Raw genomic sequence first — 20,954 nt, 5'->3', positions numbered from 1 at the left:
AACGGCGGACCCACGCCGGGCACTCGCGACCACTTGTCGCGCGGGCCATGCGTTTCTATAACCGCCACAACTTCAGGGGAGCCGTTCCATGCGTTTCGACCAGCGCCACCTTCTGGGCATCGAGCCCCTTCGTCCCGACGAGATCACCACGCTGCTCGATCTGGCCGAGCGCTACGTGACCCTGTCGCGCGCCCGCGACAAGCATGCGAACGCGCTTGCCGGGCTGACCCAGATCAACATGTTCTTCGAGAACTCCACCCGCACTCAGGCCAGTTTTGAACTGGCGGGCAAACGGCTTGGCGCCGACGTGATGAACATGTCGATGCAGGCCAGCTCGATCAAAAAGGGCGAGACGCTGATCGACACGGCGCTGACCCTCAACGCCATGCATCCCGATCTTTTGGTGGTGCGCCACCCGCATTCCGGTGCGGTGGACCTGCTGGCGCAGAAGGTGAACTGCGCGGTGATCAACGCCGGCGACGGGCGGCACGAGCACCCGACGCAGGCGTTGCTGGACGCGCTGACCATCCGCCGTGCCAAAGGCCGTCTGCACCGGCTGAACATCGCGATCTGCGGCGACATCGCGCATTCGCGCGTCGCGCGCTCTAACCTGCTGCTGCTGCACAAGATGGAGAACCGCATCCGTCTGGTCGGCCCGTCCACGCTCATGCCCTCGGGAATCGCCGATTTTGGCGCCGAGGTCTATGACGACATGGAAGAGGGCCTGAAAGACGTCGACGTGGTGATGATGCTGCGCCTGCAGAAAGAGCGTATGGACGGCGGCTTCATCCCCTCCGAGCGCGAGTATTATCACCGCTGGGGGCTGGACGCCGAGAAGCTGGCGCACGCCAAGCCCGACGCCATCGTCATGCATCCCGGCCCGATGAACCGCGGCGTCGAGATCGACGGCACCATCGCCGACGACATCAACCGCTCGGTCATTCAGGAGCAGGTGGAGATGGGCGTCGCCGTGCGTATGGCCGCCATGGACCTGCTGGCCCGCAACCTGCGCGCCCGGCCCACCGAACTGGCGATCTGATCGGGGCGCGTCATGACCAAGATGCACATCAACGGCTCGGAAAGCGGCGTTGTGCGGGTGTTCCACCTCGATCTGCCGCCCGAGGCGGTCGAACGGTTCACCACGCAGGCCGGCACCGGCGAATGGCCGCTGCAATATGCGCTTGGCGCGCGGCAACTGCGCAACGCCTTCGTCGACGTTGTCTCGATCCGCGACCTCGGCGACATGCCGCTGTCGCGCTACCTCGCCGAAGCGCACCAGTTGACCGGCGAGGCCTTTGCCCAGATGCGCCCGCGCCTCGACGCGCTGACCGGCCATGTGGTGATCCTGCCCAGCCAAGCCTTCGATCACGTGACGCAGGACCTCAGCATTGCCACGCCGCTGCGCTGGATCGGCACCTTCTCGGAGGAGAAGGCCAGCCCGCGCGGCCCGGCGCTGCGCAGCAACGCCGCGCGCGGCAGCACCTCCAGCAAGGCGCCCGAGGCCGCGCAACCGCGCAACCGGATGGTCCTCTACACGCTGCTCGGGCTCGGCGTCCTCGTGCTGCTGCTGCTCGCCGCCATCTTCCGGGCGACGTGATCCGCATGGACCACGCGCCCGCCCTGCAAGACACCCCGCCGCCCGGAGGCAAGGAATGAAAGACACGCTGCTCTACAACGCCCGGCTGATCGACCCCGAAGCGGGCGCCGTCACCGAGGGCGCGCTGCTGCTCTCGGGCGGCAAGATCAAGGCGGTGCTGACCTCGGCGGACGAGATCGCCCAGCTTTCCGGTCAAACCGAAGCGCAGGATCTGAACGGCGCGCATGTGGCGCCGGGGATCGTCGATCTGGGCGTCAAGGTGGGCGAGCCCGGCGAGCGCCACAAGGAGAGCTTCAAGACCGCAGGCATGGCCGCTGCCGCGGGCGGCGTGACCACCATCGTCACGCGCCCCGACACCGCACCGGCGATCGACTCGCCCGAGGTTCTGGAATTCATCCGCCGCCGCGCCAATGAAACCGCCCCGGTCAACGTACTGCCGATGGCGGCGCTCACCAAGGGCCGCGAGGGGCGCGAGATGACCGAGCTGGGCTTCCTGCTCGACGCGGGCGCCGTGGCCTTCACCGATTGCGACCGCGTGGTCACCGACACCAAGGTGCTGTCGCGGGCGATGACCTACGCCCGCTCGCTGGGCGCGCTGGTCATGGCGCACCCGCAGGAACCGATCCTGTCGAAAGACGCCGCCGCCAGCTCTGGAAAATTCGCCAGCCTGCGCGGGCTGCCCTCGGTCACGCCGATGGCCGAACGCATGGGGCTTGACCGTGACATCGCGCTGGTCGAGATGACCGGCGTGCGCTACCACGCCGACCAGATCACCACCGCCCGCGCCCTGCCCGCGCTGGAGCGCGCCAAGAAAAACGGTTTCGACGTGACAGCGGGCATCTCGATGCACCACCTGACGCTGAACGAGATGGACGTGGCCGACTACCGCACCTTCTTCAAAGTGAAACCGCCGCTGCGCTCCGAAGACGACCGGCAGGCCGTGCTCGAGGCGCTGCGCACCGGCCTGATCGACGTGATCGGCTCGTTCCACACGCCACAGGACGAGGAATCCAAACGTCTGCCGTTCGAAGAAGCCGCCTCGGGCGCGGTCGGGCTGGAGACGATGCTGCCGGTGCTGCTGCGGCTCTATCATTCCGGCGAGGTCGATCTGCCCACGCTGTTCCGCGGGCTGTCGCTCAACCCGGCGAAACGGCTGGGTCTCGACTGTGGCCGGCTGTCGGCAGGCGCGCCCGCTGATCTGGTGATCTTCGACGCCGACAAGCCGTTCATCCTCGACCGTTTCAAGCTGCAGTCGAAATCCAAAAATACCCCCTTTGACGGGGCGCGGCTGCAGGGCAAGGTGCTGCAGACACTCGTCGCCGGAACCCCCGTCTGGAGCGCCTGACATGCTGCCCGAGATCACCTCTTCGGTTCCCGTGCTGATCCTCTGGGCGGTGCTGGGCTACCTGCTCGGCTCGATTCCCTTCGGCCTGCTGCTGACCCGCATGATGCACCTCGGCGATCTGCGCTCGATCGGCTCGGGCAATATCGGGGCGACCAACGTGCTGCGCACCGGAAACAAGGCCGCGGCGGCGGGCACGCTGATCCTCGACGGTGCCAAGGGCGCGGCTGCCGTGCTGCTGGCACGCGGGCTCGCCGGCGAGGACGCGGCGCAGGTTGCGGGCCTCGCGGCGTTTCTGGGCCATTGCTATCCGGTCTGGCTGCAGTTCAAGGGCGGCAAGGGCGTGGCGACCTTCATTGGCCTGATCCTCGCGCTGCACTGGCCGGTGGGGCTGATCACCTGCGCCACATGGCTGGCCGGGGCGGCGATGTCGCGCATCTCGTCGGTGGGCGCGCTGGTGGCTGCGCTGCTGTCGACGGTGTGGATGGTGCTTTTTGCCGAAACGCAGATGACCGCACTGACGCTGCTGCTGACGGTGCTGATCTTCTGGCGCCACCGCGAGAACATCGACCGCATCCGCAAAGGCACGGAATCCAAGATCGGCCAGAAGGGCTAAGACCCGCAGCCGGGCAAGGGCTGCCCGGCGTGCTTTGGTGATCTCAGCGCTGGGGCGTTTCACCCATCAGAGCTTGCCGCCCAGATGCAGGTCCAGATCTTCGAGCCGGTCCTGCCCCCAGAACTTCTCGCCATCGTCGGTGATCCAGAACGGCGAGCCGAACACCCCGGCGTTCACCGCGTCTTCAAGATTGGCTGCGTAGGTCTCGGCACCCACCAGCAGGCCGCTGTCGGCCAGAGACGGCTCGAAGCCGCTGGACGAAAGCGCCGCCTTGATCACCTCATCTTCGGCGATGTCCTTTTCCTCGGCCCAACTAGCGCGCAAGAGCGTATGGATCAGGCCGCCCATGTCACCACCGCCCGCCTTGTCCGCCGCGATGATCGCGTAAGACGCGGGCGCGGCGTTGGTCGGCCAGAACATCGGTTTGAGGTTCAGCGCCATCCCCGCCTTCTTGGCTTGCCGCGGCAGGTCGACATTGCGGTAATCGATCCGCGACGGGTGGCGCTGGCCCAAGGGCGCGCCACCGGTGCGCGGGAACAGCGCCATAATGTCGAAGGGCTTGTAGATCACCTCAGCGCCATGCTTCGCCGCGATCTCTTCGAACCTCGGCCCGGCGAGATATGCGAATGGCGACAGCATGGAAAAGTAGTAGTCAATTCGTGCCATTGAGTCACATGCCCTTCCGTGTATCTTTGCCCCACGCTAGCCGCGTGTTAAGGCGACCGCAACGTCACGAATCTGTCATTCCGTAGCGCCGGAGCCTCCCAAATGCCCACCGTCATCGAACCCAAACTCATCGCGGGTAATGCCAACAAGCCGCTTGCGAACGCCATCGCGCGGCGCATGTCCCTTTACCGCGGTGGTGCGGTCGGCCTCGTGGATGCCCGCGTCGAGCGGTTCAACGACCAAGAGATTTTCGTCGAGGTCTACGAGAACGTCCGTGGCGAGGATATGTACATCCTCCAGCCGACCTCGAACCCGGCGAACGACAACCTGATGGAACTGCTGATCATGGCAGACGCGCTGCGCCGCTCCTCGGCTGCGCGCATCACCGCCGTGATCCCCTACTTCGGCTACGCCCGCCAGGACCGCCGCACCAAGGCGCGCACGCCGATCACCGCGAAGCTGGTCTCCAACATGATCCATGAAGCGGGCATCGAGCGCGTGCTGACCATGGACCTGCACGCGGCGCAGATTCAGGGCTTCTTCGACATCCCCGTCGATAACCTCTACGCCTCGCCGATCTTCGCGCTCGACATCGAGCATCAGTTCAAGGACTCGCTGCAGGACGTGATGGTGATCTCACCCGACGTCGGCGGCGTGGCCCGTGCCCGCGAGTTGGCCAAGCGGATCAATGCGCCGCTCGCCATCGTCGACAAACGCCGCGAAAAGCCGGGCGAGATCGCCGAGATGACCGTGATCGGTGACGTCACCGGCAAGAAGTGCATCATCGTCGACGACATCTGCGACACCGCTGGCACGCTGTGCAAGGCCGCGGAAGTGCTGATGGACCACGGTGCCACCGAGGTGCACGCCTATATCACCCACGGTGTCCTGTCCGGCCCGGCGGTCGAGCGCGTCACCAAGTCGGTGATGAAGTCGCTGGTGATCACCGACTCGATCGCCGCCACCGATTCCGTTGCCGCCGCGCCGAACATCCGCATCCTGCCGACCGCGCCGATCTTTGCGCAGGCGATCCTGAACATCTGGAACGGCACCTCGGTGTCGTCGCTGTTCGAGACCGACGTGCTCGGCCCGATCTACGAAGGCATCCTCTGATGACCTCGCGCCCGCCGCTGATCCGGCGGGCGCACCCCGCGGACCTTGACGCGATCAAAGCGATCGTCGAGGCCGCCTACTCCCCCTACATTCCGCGTATCGGGCAAAAGCCCGGCCCCATGCGCGACGACTATGCCGCGCGGATCGCGGCAGGACAGGCGCATGTGGCCGAGGTGAAGGATGAGGTCGCGGCGCTGCTGGTGCTGATCGACCAGCCCGACGCGCTGCTGCTGGACAACATTGCCGTGTCTCCGGCGGCGCAGGGACACGGCGTCGGTCGCGCACTCATGGACTTTGCAGAGGCGCAGGGCCGCGCCCGCGGTCATCAGGTGATCCGGCTCTACACCCATGCGCTGATGCACGAGAACCTCGCGCTCTATCCCCGGCTTGGCTTTCACCAAACAGGCCGTGTCTCCGAAAAAGGCTTCGACCGCGTCTACTTCGAAAAGCCTCTGTAGAAACGCTTTTCGGGCGCCATGCGCACCCTGCAATGCGGGCCTTCCCTTCCGTGCCTTGTTGACGCGCGCCTCCATGCCGATCTCTGCATCGAAAGAAACATGGAGGCCACAATGGCAACGACTGACATTCACCACATCCCCGCCGCCCGACCTAGCTTTGCCGGGCTTATGGCACGCCTGCGCAGCGCGCGCAGCCGCCGCTCCGAATACCACCGCGTCTATAGCGAGCTTGCGCAGTTCAGTGATCGGGACCTGACCGACATCGGCATCAGCCGCAGCAATATCCGCGACATCGCGTGGCAGGCTGCTTACGGGAAGTGAGCCCGATTGCGGCATTTGCCGCCGACTGTCAGCACACCTGAACGCAAAAGGCCCCGCAGATGCGGGGCCTTTGCAATTTCGTACGAGACGACCTCAGTAGTTGAGGTTCGGCGATTTCGGGTCGAGCCCGATGTGACCGCCAACCGCCACCATGTCCTGAAGCAGCTTGGCTGCCTCGTCCACGGGGCCCGGCTCGTTCTCGGGAGCAGCTTCCTTCGCGGCCTTGTAGGCCTGAAGGGCTTCTTCCACGAGCGCCTCATAGGTCGCCTGATCCATGTCGCCATGCGGCACAGCCTTTTCGGCAAGCACGCTGACGCTGGAACCGACTTCGGCGAAGCCGCCGGTCACGACGAACTCTTCCGTACCGGTCTCGGTCTCGACCTTGAGAATGCCCGGACGCAGCGTGGTGATCATCGGCGCATGGTTGGGCATGGCCGTCAGATCACCCTCGGTGCCCGGAATCTGCACCGACTTCACGGCGGCCGACAGCAGCTTGCGCTCGGGGCTCACCAGGTCGAATTGCATCGTTTCAGCCATTTGGGCCTCCGGTTACTGGGGGGCACGAAGCCCCCCGCTGGTCTTAGGCTGCCTCGGCGGCCAGTTTCTCGGCCTTCTCGAGCACCTCGTCGATGCCGCCAACCATGTAGAAGGCAGCTTCCGGCAGGTGGTCGTACTCGCCAGCCACCACAGCCTTGAACGACTTGATGGTGTCTTCGAGCGGAACCTGCACACCGTCCGAGCCGGTGAACACTTTTGCCACGTCGAACGGCTGGCTGAGGAAGCGCTGGATTTTCCGGGCGCGGGCCACGGTCAGCTTATCCTCTTCCGACAGTTCGTCCATGCCGAGGATCGCAATGATGTCCTGCAGCGACTTGTAGCGCTGGAGGATACCCTGCACGGCGAAGGCGGTGTCATAGTGTTCCTGACCAACAACGGCCGGGTCCATCAGACGCGACGAGCTGTCGAGCGGGTCCACGGCGGGGTAGATGCCGAGTTCCGAGATGGCGCGGTTAAGAACCGTCGTCGCGTCGAGGTGCGCGAAGGTCGTCGCCGGTGCCGGGTCGGTAAGGTCGTCCGCGGGAACGTAGACGGCCTGGATCGAGGTGATCGAGCCGTTCTTCGTCGAGGTGATGCGTTCCTGCATCGCGCCCATGTCGGTTGCCAGCGTCGGCTGGTAGCCCACAGCGGAGGGGATACGGCCGAGAAGTGCGGACACCTCGGAGCCTGCCTGCGTGAAGCGGAAGATGTTGTCGACGAAGAACAGAACGTCGGTACCGGACTGGTCACGGAACTGCTCGGCCAGGGTCAGGCCGGTCAGGGCGACGCGTGCACGGGCTCCCGGCGGCTCGTTCATCTGGCCGTAGACCAGCGCCACCTGCGAGTCCGACAGGTTGTCGGGCTTGATGACGTTGGATTCGATCATCTCGTGGTACAGGTCGTTGCCTTCACGGGTCCGCTCACCAACACCGGCGAACACGGAGTAGCCCGAGTGCACCTTTGCGATGTTGTTGATCAGTTCCATGATGAGAACGGTCTTGCCCACGCCGGCACCGCCGAACAGGCCGATCTTGCCGCCTTTTGCGTAGGGCGCCAGCAGGTCGATAACCTTGATGCCGGTCACCAGGATTTCCGACTCCGTCGACTGCTCGTCGAACTGCGGTGCGGGCTGGTGGATCGAACGGGTTTCTTCCGCATTGACCGGACCCTGCTCGTCGACGGGCTCGCCCACGACGTTCAGGATGCGGCCGAGGGTCGCGTTGCCGACCGGCACCGAGATCGGGCCGGCGGTGTCGAGAACTTCCTGACCGCGCACGAGGCCTTCGGTCGAGTCCATCGCGATGGTGCGGACGGTGCTTTCACCGAGGTGCTGGGCGACTTCCAGAACCAGGGTCTTGCCGTCGTTTTCAGTGGTCAGCGCGTTCAGGATCTCGGGCAGGTGGTCGTCGAACTGCACGTCGACCACGGCGCCGATGACCTGGGTCACTTTGCCTTTTGCGTTTGCCATTTATCGTCTCCGGTTCTTAGAGCGCCTCGGCGCCCGAGATGATTTCGATCAATTCGTTGGTGATGACCGCCTGACGCGAGCGGTTGTACTCGATCGTCAGTTTGTCGATCATCTCGCCCGCGTTGCGCGTGGCGTTGTCCATTGCGCTCATACGAGCCCCCTGTTCCGAGGCGGCGTTCTCCAGCAGAGCCGAGAAGATCTGGGTGGCGACACCGCGGGGCAGAAGGTCGGCAAGGATGGCTTCCTCACCGGGTTCGTATTCATAGAGCGTGGACCCGCCAGCATCCTCCTCGGGCGCGTCGAACTGCGCCGGGATGATTTGCTGCTCCGTCGGGATCTGGCTGATCACCGACTGGAACTTGGCGTAATAGATGGTCGCCACGTCGAACTCCTCGGCGTCGAAACGCACGAGAACGTCCTTTGCGATCTTCTGAGCATCGGCGTAGCCGAGCTTCTTCACATCGCTCAGGTCGACGTGCCCGACGAACAGATCGCCGTGGTCACGCTTGAGCTGCTCGCGGCCTTTCTTGCCGACGGTGAGGATCTTCACCGTCTTGCCTTCGGCTTTGAGCGTTTCGATACGGTTGCGGGCCTTTTTCACGATGGAGCTGTTGAAGCCCCCGCAAAGCCCGCGCTCGGCGGTCATGACGACGAGCAGTTGCACGTCGTCCTTCCCGGTCCCCGAGAGAAGTTTCGGCGCAGTCGCGCTACCGCCCACCGACGCAGCCAAAGACCCGAGCAACGCGTTGAAGCGCTCGGTGTAAGGCCGCGACATCTCGGCCGCATCCTGTGCCCGCCGCAGTTTTGCGGCGGCCACCATTTGCATGGCCTTGGTGATCTTCCGGGTCGATTTGACCGAGGAGATGCGGTTTTTGAGGTCCTTGAGGCTAGGCATAATCCTGTCCTTTCAGGGCGCTCAGGCGTAGGTCTTGGCGAATTCGTCGAGCACTGCCTTCAGCTTGTCCGCGGGTTCACCCTTGATCTTCGGATCTTCGCTTTCGATCCACTCGAGGATGTCCTTACGCTGGCCGCGCAGGTACGCGAGCAGAGCCGCTTCGAACTTGCCGACTTCGTTGACCGGAACGTCGTCGAGGTAGCCGTTGGTGCCTGCGAAGATGATGCAGACGATCTCGGCGTTGGTCAGCGGCGAATACTGCGGCTGTTTCATCAGCTCGGTCAGGCGCGCGCCGCGGTTCAGCAGCTTCTGGGTCGAGGCGTCGAGGTCCGAACCGAACTGCGCGAAGGCCGCCATCTCGCGGTACTGCGCAAGCGACAGTTTCACCGGGCCGGCAACCGAGGACATCGCCTTGGTCTGAGCCGAGGAGCCCACGCGCGACACCGACAGACCGGTGTTCACCGCAGGACGGATGCCCTGGAAGAACAGTTCGGTTTCCAGGAAGATCTGGCCGTCGGTGATCGAGATCACGTTGGTCGGAATAAACGCCGACACGTCGCCGCCCTGGGTTTCGATGATCGGCAGCGCGGTCAGCGAGCCCGAGCCGTGATCTTCGTTCAGCTTCGCCGAACGCTCGAGCAGGCGCGAGTGCAGGTAGAACACGTCGCCCGGGTACGCTTCACGGCCCGGCGGGCGGCGCAGCAGCAGCGACATTTGACGGTAGGACACGGCCTGCTTGGACAGGTCATCATAGATGATGAGCGCGTGCTTGCCGTTGTCGCGGAAGTATTCGGCCATCGCGGTCGCGGTGTACGGCGCGAGGTACTGCATCGGCGCCGGGTCGGACGCGGTTGCCGCCACGACGATCGAGTAGTCGATGGCGCCGGTTGCTTCCAGACGCTTCACCAGCTGTGCCACGGTCGAACGCTTCTGGCCGACGGCGACGTAGACGCAGTAGAGCTTCTTGCTCACGTCGTCGCCTGCGGCGTCGTTGTACGACTTCTGGTTCAGGATGGCGTCGAGCGCGATTGCGGTCTTGCCGGTCTGACGGTCGCCAATGATCAGCTCGCGCTGGCCACGGCCGATCGGGATCATCGCGTCGACCGACTTGAGGCCGGTTGCCATCGGCTCATGCACCGATTTACGCGGGATGATGCCCGGCGCTTTCACGTCAGCGACGCGGCGCTCGGAGGCCGCGATCGGGCCTTTGCCGTCCAGCGGGTTGCCAAGGCCATCGACCACGCGGCCGAGCAGGGCTTCGCCTGCCGGCACGTCCACGATCGAGTTGGTGCGCTTGACGGTGTCGCCTTCTTTGATGTCCCGGTCGGAGCCGAAGATCACCACACCGACGTTGTCGTTTTCCAGGTTCAGCGCCATGCCCATGATGCCGCCCGGGAATTCGACCATCTCGCCGGCTTTTACGCTGTCGAGACCGTGGACACGCGCAATACCGTCACCAACGGACAGCACGCGGCCCACTTCAGCGACTTCGGCCTCCTGACCGAAGTTCTTGATCTGGTCCTTTAGGATCGCAGAAATCTCGGCTGCTTGGATACCCATTTATCCGACCTCTTTCATTGCATTCTGGAGGGAGTTGAGCTTCGAGCGGATCGACGTATCGACCATCTTCGAGCCCACCTTAACAACGAGACCGCCGATGAGGCTTTCATCCACGGTCGATTTGATCTTCACGTCCGAGCCGATCTGCGACTTCAGCGTCGCGGCAAGCTCGGAGGCCTGAGCCGGGGTCAGCTCGATGGCCGAGGTCACCTCGGCGGTCACCTCACCCTTCTCTTCTGCGATCATTGCGCGCAGCTGAGCGATCATCTGCGGCAGCGCGAAGAGACGGCGCTTGGATGCCATCAGGCCCAGCGTGTTCGTCAGAACGGGCGCAAGGCCCATCTTCTTGGCGATCTCGGTGATTGCCTTGCCCTGTGCCTCGCGGGTGTAAACCGGCGAAGTGATCAGATCATTCAGGTCGGCGCTTTCCTCGAGGGCGGCAGACAGATCGTCGATACCGTTCTCGAGCTTGTCGAGCCCTTGTTCCTCTTTGGCGATCTCAAAGACCGCCTTGGCATAGCGTGCCGCGATGCCACTGGAGATCGAAGCTGGTTCAGACACGTCCACCCTTCCGATATGAGGCCCCCGCGACGCACGGGGTGTCCCGGCGACCGGAGGCGTTGTCCCTGCCCTGATGCCCTCAAGGCGTCGAAATCAGCGACGATCTAGCAGAGGCATGGGCACCTCGCAACATGCTAACGGCCATTTAACCGTCTGCGCAGCGTAGCTTTTCCCGCTTTGGTCAGGGTCTGCCCAAGCTTGCGGCGGACATGACTATGGAATGTCTCGCTTTTTCGTGATCGTGTGACGGAATGCCTCACGCTGGGACAGAATTTTATCGCGCGTCACGCTAGCGCAAACGTCTCTTGCGGGGCACATCCGGCGGCAAATGTCGCGCCGGTGGTGGCGCAGGGCGAATCCATCTTGTCAGACCGGCTTGGGCTCCTTGCTGGGTGTCGGGCTCAGCACCTCCAGCGGATTGGGCACGCGCACCTTGTCACCCAACCCCGTGCGCTGCGGCGGATAGCGTTTCGAGGCGCGCACCATCAGGACACCGCCCGCCATGACCGCCGGCACCGTCCGCCCGATCCGCTCCCATGCGGGCGCGGTCTTCATCCAGAAGCGCCGGGTCGAAGGCGGCTGATAGAGCACCGAGGCATGCGACACGCGCAGGAAATCATGCGCCCGGAGTTGCGCGTCGAGTTGGCTCAGTGAATAGGGCCGGCCATGTCCGAAGGGGGTAAGCTCGGACCGCGCCCAAAGGCCCGAACGGTTCGGCACGATGAACAGCACCTCGCCGCCCGGCCCCAGCGTCCGGTAGCACTCGTCGAGCAGCGCGGTGAGATTGGTGCAAGTCTCCAGCCCGTGCATCACCACCAGCCGGTCGAGATGGCCGGTCTCTACCGGCCAGAGCATTTCTTCGGTCAGCACCGAAACGTTCGGCAGGCCCGCGGGCCAGCGCATCACACCCTGCGGTGCGGGCATCAGCGCGGTCACCCGCCGCGCCTGCGCCAGATAGGGCCGCAGCACCGGCGTGGCAAACCCATAGCCCGCCACATTGAGCCCCTGCGCCTCGGGCCAGAACCGCAGAACCTGATCGCGCAGGGCACCGCGCGCCGCGCGTCCCAGCGCGCTGCGATAATAGAAGTCGCGGAGCGCCTGCACATCCAGATGCATTGCGGGTCGTCGTCCCTTGCGTCACTCTTGGTCTTCACTGTGTCAAAGCCTTGAAGGAAAAGCCATGCCTCTCGACGTCGTCACCATCCCCTGCCTGTCGGACAATTACGCCTATCTGGTGCAGGGCCCCGAGGGCGTGATCCTGATCGATGCGCCCGAGGCCGGTCCGATCGAGGCGGAACTTGAATCGCGCGGCTGGTCGCTGGACGCGATTCTGATCACCCACCATCACCATGACCACGTCGAGGGAATCGCGCCGCTCAAGGCGCGCTACGGCTGCGCGGTGATCGGCCCGCGCGCCGAGGCCGCAAAGATCGACGGGCTGGACCAGCTTGTCGCCGGGGGCGACGAGTTTTCGGTGGCCGGGGTCGGCGTGCATGTGATCGACGTGCCGGGTCACACGCTGGGGCACATCGCCTTCCACATGCCGCAGGCCGCCGCGGTGTTCACCGCCGACAGTCTTATGGCGCTTGGCTGCGGGCGTCTTTTCGAGGGCGACGCGGCGATGATGTGGGCGTCGATGCAGCGTCTGATGGCGCTCCCGCCCGAGACCACCGTTTACTCTGGGCACGAATATACTTCCGCGAACGCGCGTTTCGCGCTAACTATTGAACCCCAGAACGCTGCGCTTAAATTACGTAGTGACGCCATCGCCAAAGCCCGGACAGAGGGGCGACCCACCGCCTCCTGCGTGCTGTCCGAGGAACTGGCCACCAACCCTTTCCTGCGCCCGGATTCGCCCGAGATCCGCGAAACCCTCGCGATGACCGGGGCCGATGACGTGTCGGTTTTTGCCGAAATTCGTGCCCGGAAAGACCGCTTCTAAGCCGCCACATTTCACGCCACGTTGCGACAATCGCGTTAAATGTGAGCGCCGCAAGCTTAGAAAACACTTGAAGGATGGTCTGGATCGACCAAACTTTAACGGTAAGAGGCAATGTTGGGCCTGTGCCCGACGCAGACAAGAAGGAGCACGCCGTGCCTTCATTCTCGAACACTCTTGAGCAGGCAATTCATTCGGCCTTGGCGCTGGCGAACTCCCGCAGCCATGAATTTGCAACGCTCGAGCACCTTCTTCTGGCCCTCATCGACGAACCCGACGCCGCTCGCGTGATGAAAGCCTGCTCGGTCGACACCGAGGAGCTTCGCACCACGCTGGTGGAATTCATCGACGAGGACCTTTCGAACCTCGTGACCGACGTGGAAGGGTCCGAGGCGGTGCCGACCGCCGCGTTTCAGCGCGTGATCCAGCGCGCCGCGATCCACGTGCAAAGCTCTGGTCGCACCGAGGTGACCGGCGCCAACGTCCTCGTCGCCATCTTCGCCGAGCGCGAGAGCAATGCCGCCTACTTCCTGCAAGAGCAGGACATGACGCGCTATGACGCGGTCAACTTCATCGCCCACGGCGTGGCGAAGAACCCGGCCTACGGCGAAAGCCGCCCGGTGACCGGCGCTCAGGAAGCCGAGGAAGAGGCCAAGGCCGAAACCACGCAGGCCGCTGACAACAAGGAATCGGCGCTGGCGAAATACTGCGTCGACCTCAATGCAAAGTCGCGTCAGGGCGACGTCGATCCGCTGATCGGCCGCGAGTCAGAGGTCGAGCGCTGCATTCAGGTGCTGTGCCGCCGCCGCAAGAATAACCCGCTTCTGGTGGGCGATCCCGGTGTTGGCAAGACCGCCATCGCCGAGGGTCTGGCGCGCAAGATCGTCAACGGCGACACCCCCGAGGTGCTGTCGAACACCACGATCTACTCGCTCGACATGGGCGCGCTGCTGGCCGGCACCCGCTATCGCGGCGATTTCGAAGAGCGTCTGAAAGCCGTGGTGACCGAGCTTGAAGAGCACCCCGACGCGGTGCTGTTCATCGACGAGATCCACACGGTGATCGGCGCTGGCGCCACCTCGGGCGGCGCAATGGACGCATCGAACCTGCTGAAGCCCGCGCTTCAGGGCGGCAAGCTGCGCACCATGGGCTCCACCACCTACAAGGAGTTCCGCCAGCACTTCGAAAAGGATCGGGCGCTCAGCCGCCGGTTCCAGAAGATCGACGTGAACGAGCCTTCGGTTGATGACGCGGTGAAAATCCTCAAGGGCCTCAAGCCCTACTTTGAGGAGCACCACTCGGTCAAATACACTCAGGATGCGATCAAGACCGCGGTCGAGCTTTCGGCCCGCTACATCAATGACCGCAAGCTGCCCGACAAGGCGATCGACGTGATCGACGAAGCCGGCGCGGCGCAGCATCTTGTGGCCGAGAGCAAGCGCCGCAAGACCATCGGCGCCAAGGAGATCGAGGATGTCGTGGCCAAGATCGCCCGCATTCCCCCGAAGAACGTCTCCAAGAACGACGCCGAGGTGCTCAAGGATCTCGAAAGCACGCTCAAGCGCGTGGTGTTCGGTCAGGACAATGCGATCGAGGCGCTCAGCTCCGCGATCAAACTGGCCCGCGCCGGTCTGCGCGAGCCCGAGAAGCCGATCGGCAACTACCTCTTCGCCGGCCCCACGGGCGTCGGTAAGACCGAGGTCGCCAAGCAGCTTGCAAGCTCGCTGGGGGTGGAACTGCTGCGTTTCGATATGTCCGAGTACATGGAGAAACACGCGGTCAGCCGCCTGATCGGTGCACCTCCGGGCTACGTCGGCTTTGACCAAGGCGGTCAGCTCACCGATGGTGTGGACCAGCACCCGCACTGCGTGCTTCTGCTCGACGAGATCGAGAAGGCGCACCCGGATGTCTACAACATCCTGCTGCAGGTGATGGACCACGGCTCGCTGACCGACCACAACGGGCGCACGGTGGATTTCCGCAACGTGATCCTCATCATGACCTCCAACGCGGGTGCCGCGGAACAGGCCAAGGCGGCCATCGGCTTCGGTCGCGACCGCCGCGAGGGCGAAGACACCGCCGCCATCGAGCGGACCTTCACGCCGGAATTCCGCAACCGTCTCGACGCGGTCATCAGCTTCCAGCCCCTGCCCAAGGAGGTCATCCTCTCGGTGGTCGAGAAGTTCGTGCTGCAACTCGAAGCGCAGCTCATGGATCGCAACGTGTCGATCGAGCTCACCAAGCCGGCGGCCGAATGGCTGGCCGACAAGGGCTACGACGACAAGATGGGCGCCCGCCCGCTGGGCCGCGTGATCCAAGAGAACATCAAGAAGCCGCTGGCCGAGGAACTGCTCTTTGGCAAGCTGGTCAAAGGCGGCTTGGTCAAGGTCACCGTCAAGGACGACAAGCTGGCGCTGAAGACCGAAGGGCCGGACAAGCTCCGCCTGTCCTCGCGCAAGCCACCGCTTCTGACGGCGGACTGACACGCGCCCAAGCCTGAACATCCAATCCCCGCCGGTTCCGCCGGCGGGGATTTTCTTTGCCCTTACCCCCTGCCCCATCATCCCACGCAAGCCATAGGCTGGCGCGAGCGAGACACCGCGTGCATCATCACAGGATCGCTGAACGGGAGGGCGCGGCATGGCAGACCCCGAGGACCTGATCGGATCGTGGCGGATGCTGGCGTGGACCCGCACAGCGCTGGCAACCGGCGAGACCCGCGATGCGCTGGGGCCCGCGCCGATCGGGTACATTGCCTACCACCGATGCGGCCGGATGATGGCCACGGTCTTTCGCCGCGACCGCCTTCCGCCCGGTGGCCGAGCTTGGACGGTGGAAGAGAAGGCCGCGCTTTTCGACGATATGCTGGCCTATGTCGCCACCTACCGGCTCGAGGGAGACCGGGTCATCCACGAGGTCGACGGCGCATGGAATCCGAAGTGGCAGGGCGCACTCGAGCGCCCGTTCACCCTGACCGGGACCCGGCTGGTGATCAGCGGCGCGCCCGGCACCGACCCCGCCACCGGCGAAGAGGTGATCTACCGCATGGAGTTCATCAAGGATTGATGATTGCGGTGCCCGCCGCACCCCCGCCCCGCGCGCGGCGCCGCCAATTATTTCTCGGTCAGCTTCAGTTCGATCCGGCGGTTCTGCGCCCGCGCCTCGGCTGTGTCCGCTGCGCTGATCGGCTGGAATTGCCCGAACCCGTTGGCTGACAGGCGCTGCGGCGGGATGCCCTCGTTCTCGACCATGTAGCGCACCACCGACAGCGCCCGCGCCTGACTGAGTTCCCAGTTGTCGGCAAAGGGCGCGCTGGAGCGCAGCGGCGTGTCATCCGTGTGCCCGTCAACCCGCAGGATCCAGTTGAGTTCTGCCGGAATCTCTTCGGCGATGGTGCGGATCAGACCGGCGACATTGCCAATCTCCCGCTCCCCAGCCGGCGACAGCTGCGCACCACCCGGCGGGAACAGCACCTCCGAGGAGAACACGAAGCGATCGCCCTCAATGCGGATGCCCTCCTGATCGCCAACCACCTCGCGCAGCCGACCGAAAAACTCCGAGCGGTAGCGTTCCAGATCCTGCGCCTGCGCTTCGAGGCGGGCGCGCTCGGCTTCTTCCAACCGCCGGCGCTTACGCTCTTCGGCAGCCACGCGAGCCAGCGCCGCATTGAGGTCTGTGCCGAGGTTCTGGATCTGCACCTGCGCCTCGGCGTCTTTCTCGCGGCTCTCGTCAAGCAAACCCTGCAGCTGCGACAGCTGTGTGCGCAGTGCCGCGACCTGCTGGTTCAACAGCTCCGACTGCTTCTGCGCCGCACTGGCCCGCGCCGCGCTGTCCTGCAGTTCCGCACGGGCCTGCGCCAGCAGCGCCTGCTGCCGCTCGTCTTCGCTCAGCCCTTCTTCAAGCCGCGCCTCAGCAGCGGCCTTGGCGGCCAGCGCCGCCGCGAGCCGATCCTGCACCTGCTGCGCGTCCAGTTCGATGTCGCTCTGCGCCGCCAGCGCCTCGGCCAGTTGAACCTCTGCCGCCTCGCGCGCCCGGCGCGCTGCGGCCAAATCGCTGCGCAGCGCCGCCAGTTCTCCGGCTGCGTCGTCGCCAGCATCCTGCGCCTGCGAAAGCTGTGTCTCGAGCGAGGCGACCCGCGCCTCCAACTCGTCGGAGTTGTCCGCCGCCAGCGCCGCGGCAAGCCGCGCCGTCAGCTCTTCGCGCCCCTGCCGCGCGGCGGCCAACAGCGTCAGCGTGTCCTCGGCCTTCTTGCGTTCCTGCTCCAGCGCCAGCGTCATCGAGGTCAGCTCTGCCTGCGCGCCCTCGAGCCGCCTGCGCAGCGCCGCGGCGGCCTCGGCCTCGGCAAGGCGCTGCTGTTCTTCTTCGCTCAGGTCATCCTGCAGCTCGCTCACCTGCGCGCTCAGCCCGCCCAACTGCTGTTCCTGATCGGCATTCTGCGCGCGCAGATCGGCGATCAGGGCCTCCATCGCCTCGCGCTGCGCCGCCGCGAGGCGCGCCGCTTCGGCCTGCTCGTCCATTTCGGACCGCGCGGAGGCCAGCGCGGTCTGCAGATCATCCCGTTCGGAACTGAGGCTGTCACGCTCTTCCGACAGGTCGGCAACCGTGCCGCGCGCATCGTCGCGTTCGGCGATCAGCGAGGCGACCTGCTCCTCGAAAGAGGCGATGCGCCCCTGCTGCTCGTCGCGCTGCGCGGTCAGCGAGGCGATGATCGAGCGCTGCTCGGCCAATTGCGCCTCTGTGTCGGACAGGGTGGATTCGAGCTCGCCCAACTGATTGGTAAGCGCGGTGTTGCGCCGCTCCTGCAGCCCCAGCGCCTGCGACAGCGAGGCGATCTCGCCGGTCAGGCTGTCGAGCTCGGTCTCTTGTCCGGTAATGGTCTCGCGCAGCACGAACTGGATCACCATGAAGATGGTGAGCACGAACATCAGCACCAGCAGAAGGCCGGTCATCGCGTCGACGAAACCGGGCCAGATATTGGCCTGCAGACGGGCCCCGGTGCGGCGCGACAAAGCCATGGCTTAGCCCTCGGTCCCGCCCGACCGCGCTGGCCCCGGCCGCACGGCGCGCACCTGCGGCGCCTGCGGGCGAGCGATCTGCCCGATGGCGCGGGTCAGCGTGGCCAGATCGGTACGCAACTCGGCCATGCTTTCCTGACGGCCCGCGGCGACCTCTTCCAGCAAACGCAGCATCTGCACGTCGATAGAGCGCAGGCGCATGCGGCTTTCGGCGTCCAGCCCTTCGGCGGTCTCGCGGCTTTCCAGCACTTCGATCAGCTTTTCCTGCCCCTCGGCGATACGCGCCAGAGAGTTCGACGACGGCGCCGTAGCCTCCAGCCGCTCGGTCATCCGCTCGATGGAGTCGGCAAGCTGGCCCAGCCGCCCTTCAACTTCCATCCGGCCCTGCTCGCTCTCGGTGTAGAGCGCCGTCATCCGGGCCATCTGATCGTTCATCTGGTCGAGCACCATGCCGATCAGCGCCTCGTCACCGCCGCCTTCGCCCTCGCCCGAGGAGAAGCTGAGCTTGGTGATCGAGCTGAGCCATTCCTCAAGCTCGCGGTAGAACCGGTTCTGCCCGTGGCCGGCAAACAGCTCCAGCAGCCCGACGATCAGCGAGCCTGCAAGGCCGAGCAGCGAAGAGGCAAAGGCCACGCCCATGCCGCCGAGCTGCCCTTCAAGGCCGCTCATCAGGCGCGAGAAGGTCTGCACCCCGCTCTCGCCCTCTTCGGGCACAAGGCTGCGAATGGTGTCGACCAGCGCAGGCACGGTGGTGGCAAGCCCGTAAAACGTGCCCAGCAGGCCGAGGAAAATCAGCAGCGAAGTGATATAGCGGGTGATCTCGCGCGCCTCGTCGATCCGGGTCGCCACGGAGTCGAGGATCGAGCGGGTCGAGGTGGTGGTGATCTGCAGCCGCTTGTCATGCCGCCGCAGCAGCGCCGCCAGCGGCGCCAACAGGCGCGGCGGGCGGGCGCCCGCGTCGCGGCCAGAGGCAAACCCCTCGATCCAGCGCACCGAGCCGATCAGTTGCGCCACCTGCAAAAAGCAGGCCAGCACGCCCAGCACGAAGACGAACAGGATGAAACCGTTGAGATAAGGGTTCGACTGGAACACCGGCAGCACGCGTGGCAGCACCAGAAACGCGCCGCCCCCGCACAGGCCGAGCACCACCAGCATCATCAGGACCTGGCGGACGGGTTGGCTGAAATGGGCCTCTGCCTCGAGGCTGCGTCGGTCCATTACGGGCCCCTGATCAAAGCGAAATTCTGCTTGTCAGCCTAAGGCTTCGCCTAGATCAAGCCAAGCCGTTATCCACAAGCGCGCGGACACGTTCCGTCAACCAGTGCAACTCGGCATCAGGAATGCCCAGATGTTCCAGATGCGCCGTGGTGTTGTAGAGATATTCTGTGTTCGGCCCGCGCCCGCCGATCGCCTGTGCGATGATCCGCGCCTGCTCTTCCAGATCGAGCCCGCCGCAGTACTGCACGTGATCAGGATCGATGATGTAGGTCACCGCCTCCACCTCGCGCCCGTCCTGCAGCACCAGCGGCAGCGTCGCCTCGTAATAGGCCGCCGAAACCAGTTCACGCTCGCGAAGATAGGCCAGCGTCGGCCCCTCCGTGCCGGGCTCGGCGCGCAGCGCCAGCCCCTCGCAAGCGGCCTCGTGCTCCTCGTCCAGCGCCAGCACCAGCCCCGGCGCCTCGGGCGTGCCGCGGTGGTGGATCGAGCGCATGCAGAACGAGCGACGATAGCCGGGCAAGGTCGCATGCGCGCTCTCTGCCACGGGAAAGCCGGGGTTCCAAAGAAGTGAGCCGTATCCGAAGACCCAAAGCGCCATCATTCTGGTCCTTTCCACATGGCGGCTGTAAACACCAAACGGTTGCTTCGGAAAAGGGGGGCGTGTTGTGAAGAAACTTGCGATTGCGGTGATCGTCGCCGCGCTGGCGTGGTCGGGGTTCTGGTTCGTATCCGCCCATTTCGAACGTCAGGCCATCGACAGCTGGATGGAGGCACGCCGCGCCGAGGGCTGGACCGCCAGCTACGAGGACCTAAACATCAAGGGCTTTCCCAACCGCATGGACGCGCGGCTGAGCGGTCTGGTGCTGGAAAGCCCGGACGGGCTGCGCTGGGAGGCGCCCTTCGTCGACATCTACCGCGTGGTCTACAACTTCGGGCACGAGATCGTCGCCTTCCCGCCGCAGATGACGCTCACCACCGAGATGGGCGAGACGCAGATCGCCTCGGACGGCATGCGCGCCAGCTTCATCCATGAAGGCGACATCGTGGTGCGCGCCAACTTCGAAAGCCAGACGCTCAACCTCACCGGCGCCAGCACCGCCGCGCTGGCCGGGCTGACCGCCGCGCTGAGCCGCGCCGAAGACAGCGACACCAGCTACCGGGTCGCCGTGGGGGCGGACGCCATCGCCGGCAGCGGCGGCCGGGTCGCCGACGCGATCCGCCTCGACGCGCGCTTCGACACCGATCTGCCGCTGCGCGTCGGCAAGCAGGCCGGGCCGCACCCGCAGCCCACCCGCGTCGACCTGCGGCTTGCCGAGTACAAGGTCGACGATCTGCAGCTCAAAGTGGCCGGCGAGGTCGATGTGGACGGTGGCGGCCGGATGGACGGCCAAGTCACCGTGAAGGCAGTGAACTGGCGCGAGATGATCGCCATGGCGCAGCAAAGCGGCCAACTGCCCGAGGGCATGGCGCAGATGCTGGAGGATGGGCTGGGCCTCGTCGCCGGCCTGTCGGGCAACCGCGAAACACTCGATCTGCCGCTGACGCTGGACGCAGGCCGCGCCCGGCTTGGGCCGATCCCTCTCGGAGAGGCACCGCGGCTGCGCTTACCCTGATCCCGCTTTCCGGCGCGCCGCGCTTGCGCGCCGGA

General features: G+C 65.1%; 21 protein-coding genes. 11 read left to right on the top strand and 10 right to left on the bottom strand.

The window, feature by feature from the left end; genetic code table 11:
- The first annotated feature begins 88 nt into the window (after positions 1-88).
- Genes ACXAJT_RS16240 through plsY form a run of 4 tightly spaced genes read left to right on the top strand, consistent with a single transcriptional unit; the run spans position 89 to position 3,555 of the window.
- Positions 89-1,039: an aspartate carbamoyltransferase catalytic subunit gene (locus ACXAJT_RS16240; RefSeq protein ID WP_475236915.1), complete on the top strand. Its 951-nt coding sequence runs from the start codon at positions 89-91 to the stop codon at positions 1,037-1,039.
- Between the two features lie 12 nt (positions 1,040-1,051).
- Positions 1,052-1,597: an aspartate carbamoyltransferase catalytic subunit gene (locus tag ACXAJT_RS16235; RefSeq protein ID WP_475236914.1), complete on the top strand. Its 546-nt coding sequence runs from the start codon at positions 1,052-1,054 to the stop codon at positions 1,595-1,597.
- A 55-nt stretch (positions 1,598-1,652) separates the two neighbouring features.
- Complete coding sequence (pyrC, locus tag ACXAJT_RS16230; RefSeq protein WP_475236911.1) at positions 1,653-2,942, top strand: dihydroorotase; 1,290 nt, start codon at positions 1,653-1,655, stop codon at positions 2,940-2,942.
- Between the two features lies 1 nt (position 2,943).
- The gene (gene plsY / locus ACXAJT_RS16225) at positions 2,944-3,555 is read left to right on the top strand and encodes a glycerol-3-phosphate 1-O-acyltransferase PlsY (RefSeq protein ID WP_475236910.1); all 612 of its coding nucleotides are present in this window, start codon (positions 2,944-2,946) and stop codon (positions 3,553-3,555) included.
- Between the two features lie 66 nt (positions 3,556-3,621).
- On the opposite strand, the gene ACXAJT_RS16220 is transcribed toward plsY, so the two are convergent.
- Positions 3,622-4,221, bottom strand: a complete 600-nt coding sequence (locus ACXAJT_RS16220; RefSeq protein ID WP_475236908.1) for a DsbA family protein — start codon at positions 4,219-4,221, stop codon at positions 3,622-3,624.
- Between the two features lie 102 nt (positions 4,222-4,323).
- Between ACXAJT_RS16220 and ACXAJT_RS16215 the strand changes: the two genes are divergently transcribed.
- From ACXAJT_RS16215 to ACXAJT_RS16205, 3 genes are all read left to right on the top strand, one after another.
- Positions 4,324-5,334 (top strand): ribose-phosphate pyrophosphokinase, encoded by a 1,011-nt coding sequence (locus tag ACXAJT_RS16215; RefSeq protein WP_475236906.1) that lies wholly within the window; start codon positions 4,324-4,326, stop codon positions 5,332-5,334.
- Positions 5,334-5,792, top strand: coding sequence for a GNAT family N-acetyltransferase (locus ACXAJT_RS16210; RefSeq protein ID WP_475236905.1), 459 nt, complete (start codon positions 5,334-5,336; stop codon positions 5,790-5,792). Before ACXAJT_RS16215 ends, ACXAJT_RS16210 begins: the two co-directional genes overlap by 1 nt.
- 111 nt (positions 5,793-5,903) lie before the next feature.
- Positions 5,904-6,113 carry a DUF1127 domain-containing protein gene (locus ACXAJT_RS16205; RefSeq protein WP_475236903.1) on the top strand — a complete coding sequence of 70 codons (210 nt, stop codon included), beginning with the start codon at positions 5,904-5,906 and terminating at the stop codon, positions 6,111-6,113.
- Between the two features lie 93 nt (positions 6,114-6,206).
- Here the strand turns inward: ACXAJT_RS16205 and ACXAJT_RS16200 are convergent, their stop codons facing one another.
- The 6 genes from ACXAJT_RS16200 to ACXAJT_RS16175 all read right to left on the bottom strand — a co-directional run bounded on the left by ACXAJT_RS16200 (position 6,207) and on the right by ACXAJT_RS16175 (position 12,250).
- A complete protein-coding gene (locus ACXAJT_RS16200; RefSeq protein WP_475236902.1) occupies positions 6,207-6,650 on the bottom strand; it encodes a F0F1 ATP synthase subunit epsilon in 444 nt (147 codons plus the stop codon).
- Between the two features lie 43 nt (positions 6,651-6,693).
- Complete coding sequence (gene atpD, locus ACXAJT_RS16195; RefSeq protein ID WP_475236900.1) at positions 6,694-8,118, bottom strand: F0F1 ATP synthase subunit beta; 1,425 nt, start codon at positions 8,116-8,118, stop codon at positions 6,694-6,696.
- A 16-nt stretch (positions 8,119-8,134) separates the two neighbouring features.
- Positions 8,135-9,013, bottom strand: a complete 879-nt coding sequence (locus ACXAJT_RS16190) for a F0F1 ATP synthase subunit gamma (RefSeq protein ID WP_475236898.1) — start codon at positions 9,011-9,013, stop codon at positions 8,135-8,137.
- A gap of 21 nt (positions 9,014-9,034) precedes the next feature.
- A complete protein-coding gene (gene atpA, locus ACXAJT_RS16185; RefSeq protein ID WP_475236895.1) occupies positions 9,035-10,573 on the bottom strand; it encodes a F0F1 ATP synthase subunit alpha in 1,539 nt (512 codons plus the stop codon).
- The gene (locus tag ACXAJT_RS16180) at positions 10,574-11,140 is read right to left on the bottom strand and encodes a F0F1 ATP synthase subunit delta (protein ID WP_475236894.1); all 567 of its coding nucleotides are present in this window, start codon (positions 11,138-11,140) and stop codon (positions 10,574-10,576) included. It abuts the gene before it with no gap.
- A gap of 360 nt (positions 11,141-11,500) precedes the next feature.
- Positions 11,501-12,250 (bottom strand): methyltransferase domain-containing protein, encoded by a 750-nt coding sequence (locus ACXAJT_RS16175; RefSeq protein WP_475236892.1) that lies wholly within the window; start codon positions 12,248-12,250, stop codon positions 11,501-11,503.
- A 64-nt stretch (positions 12,251-12,314) separates the two neighbouring features.
- On the opposite strand from ACXAJT_RS16175, the gene gloB reads away from it, so the two are divergent.
- The 3 genes from gloB to ACXAJT_RS16160 all read left to right on the top strand — a co-directional run bounded on the left by gloB (position 12,315) and on the right by ACXAJT_RS16160 (position 16,139).
- Positions 12,315-13,076 (top strand): hydroxyacylglutathione hydrolase, encoded by a 762-nt coding sequence (gene gloB, locus ACXAJT_RS16170; RefSeq protein WP_475236890.1) that lies wholly within the window; start codon positions 12,315-12,317, stop codon positions 13,074-13,076.
- A gap of 152 nt (positions 13,077-13,228) precedes the next feature.
- The gene (clpA, locus tag ACXAJT_RS16165; RefSeq protein ID WP_475236889.1) at positions 13,229-15,556 is read left to right on the top strand and encodes an ATP-dependent Clp protease ATP-binding subunit ClpA; all 2,328 of its coding nucleotides are present in this window, start codon (positions 13,229-13,231) and stop codon (positions 15,554-15,556) included.
- Between the two features lie 157 nt (positions 15,557-15,713).
- Positions 15,714-16,139 carry a lipocalin-like domain-containing protein gene (locus ACXAJT_RS16160; RefSeq protein WP_475236884.1) on the top strand — a complete coding sequence of 142 codons (426 nt, stop codon included), beginning with the start codon at positions 15,714-15,716 and terminating at the stop codon, positions 16,137-16,139.
- 47 nt (positions 16,140-16,186) lie between these two features.
- Here the strand turns inward: ACXAJT_RS16160 and ACXAJT_RS16155 are convergent, their stop codons facing one another.
- From ACXAJT_RS16155 to ACXAJT_RS16145, 3 genes are read right to left on the bottom strand one after another with little or no spacing between them, the layout of a single operon-like run.
- Positions 16,187-18,088 carry a peptidoglycan -binding protein gene (locus tag ACXAJT_RS16155; RefSeq protein WP_475236882.1) on the bottom strand — a complete coding sequence of 634 codons (1,902 nt, stop codon included), beginning with the start codon at positions 18,086-18,088 and terminating at the stop codon, positions 16,187-16,189.
- 3 nt (positions 18,089-18,091) lie between these two features.
- Positions 18,092-19,306, bottom strand: a complete 1,215-nt coding sequence (locus ACXAJT_RS16150; RefSeq protein WP_475236880.1) for a biopolymer transporter ExbB — start codon at positions 19,304-19,306, stop codon at positions 18,092-18,094.
- A gap of 55 nt (positions 19,307-19,361) precedes the next feature.
- Positions 19,362-19,904 (bottom strand): gamma-glutamylcyclotransferase, encoded by a 543-nt coding sequence (locus tag ACXAJT_RS16145; protein WP_475236878.1) that lies wholly within the window; start codon positions 19,902-19,904, stop codon positions 19,362-19,364.
- A 67-nt stretch (positions 19,905-19,971) separates the two neighbouring features.
- Here ACXAJT_RS16145 and ACXAJT_RS16140 point away from each other — a divergent pair, with 67 nt between their 5' ends.
- Positions 19,972-20,919 (top strand): DUF2125 domain-containing protein, encoded by a 948-nt coding sequence (locus ACXAJT_RS16140; protein ID WP_475236877.1) that lies wholly within the window; start codon positions 19,972-19,974, stop codon positions 20,917-20,919.
- Positions 20,920-20,954 lie beyond the last annotated feature (35 nt).

The organism is Salipiger sp. ABF4_146 (assembly GCF_056161345.1).
Note: the sequence above shows the minus strand (reverse complement) of the source record. Positions and strands in the feature narration are given on the sequence as shown.

Coding starts and splice junctions, on each gene's coding strand:
- plsY (WP_475236910.1), top strand. CDS start 2,944: ATGCTGCCCGAGATCACCTCTTCGGTTCCCGTGCTGATCCTCTGGGCG.
- ACXAJT_RS16235 (WP_475236914.1), top strand. CDS start 1,052: ATGACCAAGATGCACATCAACGGCTCGGAAAGCGGCGTTGTGCGGGTG.
- gloB (WP_475236890.1), top strand. CDS start 12,315: ATGCCTCTCGACGTCGTCACCATCCCCTGCCTGTCGGACAATTACGCC.
- ACXAJT_RS16220 (WP_475236908.1), bottom strand. CDS start 4,221: ATGGCACGAATTGACTACTACTTTTCCATGCTGTCGCCATTCGCATAT.
- atpD (WP_475236900.1), bottom strand. CDS start 8,118: ATGGCAAACGCAAAAGGCAAAGTGACCCAGGTCATCGGCGCCGTGGTC.
- ACXAJT_RS16200 (WP_475236902.1), bottom strand. CDS start 6,650: ATGGCTGAAACGATGCAATTCGACCTGGTGAGCCCCGAGCGCAAGCTG.
- ACXAJT_RS16190 (WP_475236898.1), bottom strand. CDS start 9,013: ATGCCTAGCCTCAAGGACCTCAAAAACCGCATCTCCTCGGTCAAATCG.
- ACXAJT_RS16210 (WP_475236905.1), top strand. CDS start 5,334: ATGACCTCGCGCCCGCCGCTGATCCGGCGGGCGCACCCCGCGGACCTT.
- ACXAJT_RS16175 (WP_475236892.1), bottom strand. CDS start 12,250: ATGCATCTGGATGTGCAGGCGCTCCGCGACTTCTATTATCGCAGCGCG.
- ACXAJT_RS16215 (WP_475236906.1), top strand. CDS start 4,324: ATGCCCACCGTCATCGAACCCAAACTCATCGCGGGTAATGCCAACAAG.
- ACXAJT_RS16150 (WP_475236880.1), bottom strand. CDS start 19,306: ATGGACCGACGCAGCCTCGAGGCAGAGGCCCATTTCAGCCAACCCGTC.
- ACXAJT_RS16160 (WP_475236884.1), top strand. CDS start 15,714: ATGGCAGACCCCGAGGACCTGATCGGATCGTGGCGGATGCTGGCGTGG.
- ACXAJT_RS16205 (WP_475236903.1), top strand. CDS start 5,904: ATGGCAACGACTGACATTCACCACATCCCCGCCGCCCGACCTAGCTTT.
- ACXAJT_RS16145 (WP_475236878.1), bottom strand. CDS start 19,904: ATGGCGCTTTGGGTCTTCGGATACGGCTCACTTCTTTGGAACCCCGGC.
- ACXAJT_RS16240 (WP_475236915.1), top strand. CDS start 89: ATGCGTTTCGACCAGCGCCACCTTCTGGGCATCGAGCCCCTTCGTCCC.
- pyrC (WP_475236911.1), top strand. CDS start 1,653: ATGAAAGACACGCTGCTCTACAACGCCCGGCTGATCGACCCCGAAGCG.
- ACXAJT_RS16155 (WP_475236882.1), bottom strand. CDS start 18,088: ATGGCTTTGTCGCGCCGCACCGGGGCCCGTCTGCAGGCCAATATCTGG.
- atpA (WP_475236895.1), bottom strand. CDS start 10,573: ATGGGTATCCAAGCAGCCGAGATTTCTGCGATCCTAAAGGACCAGATC.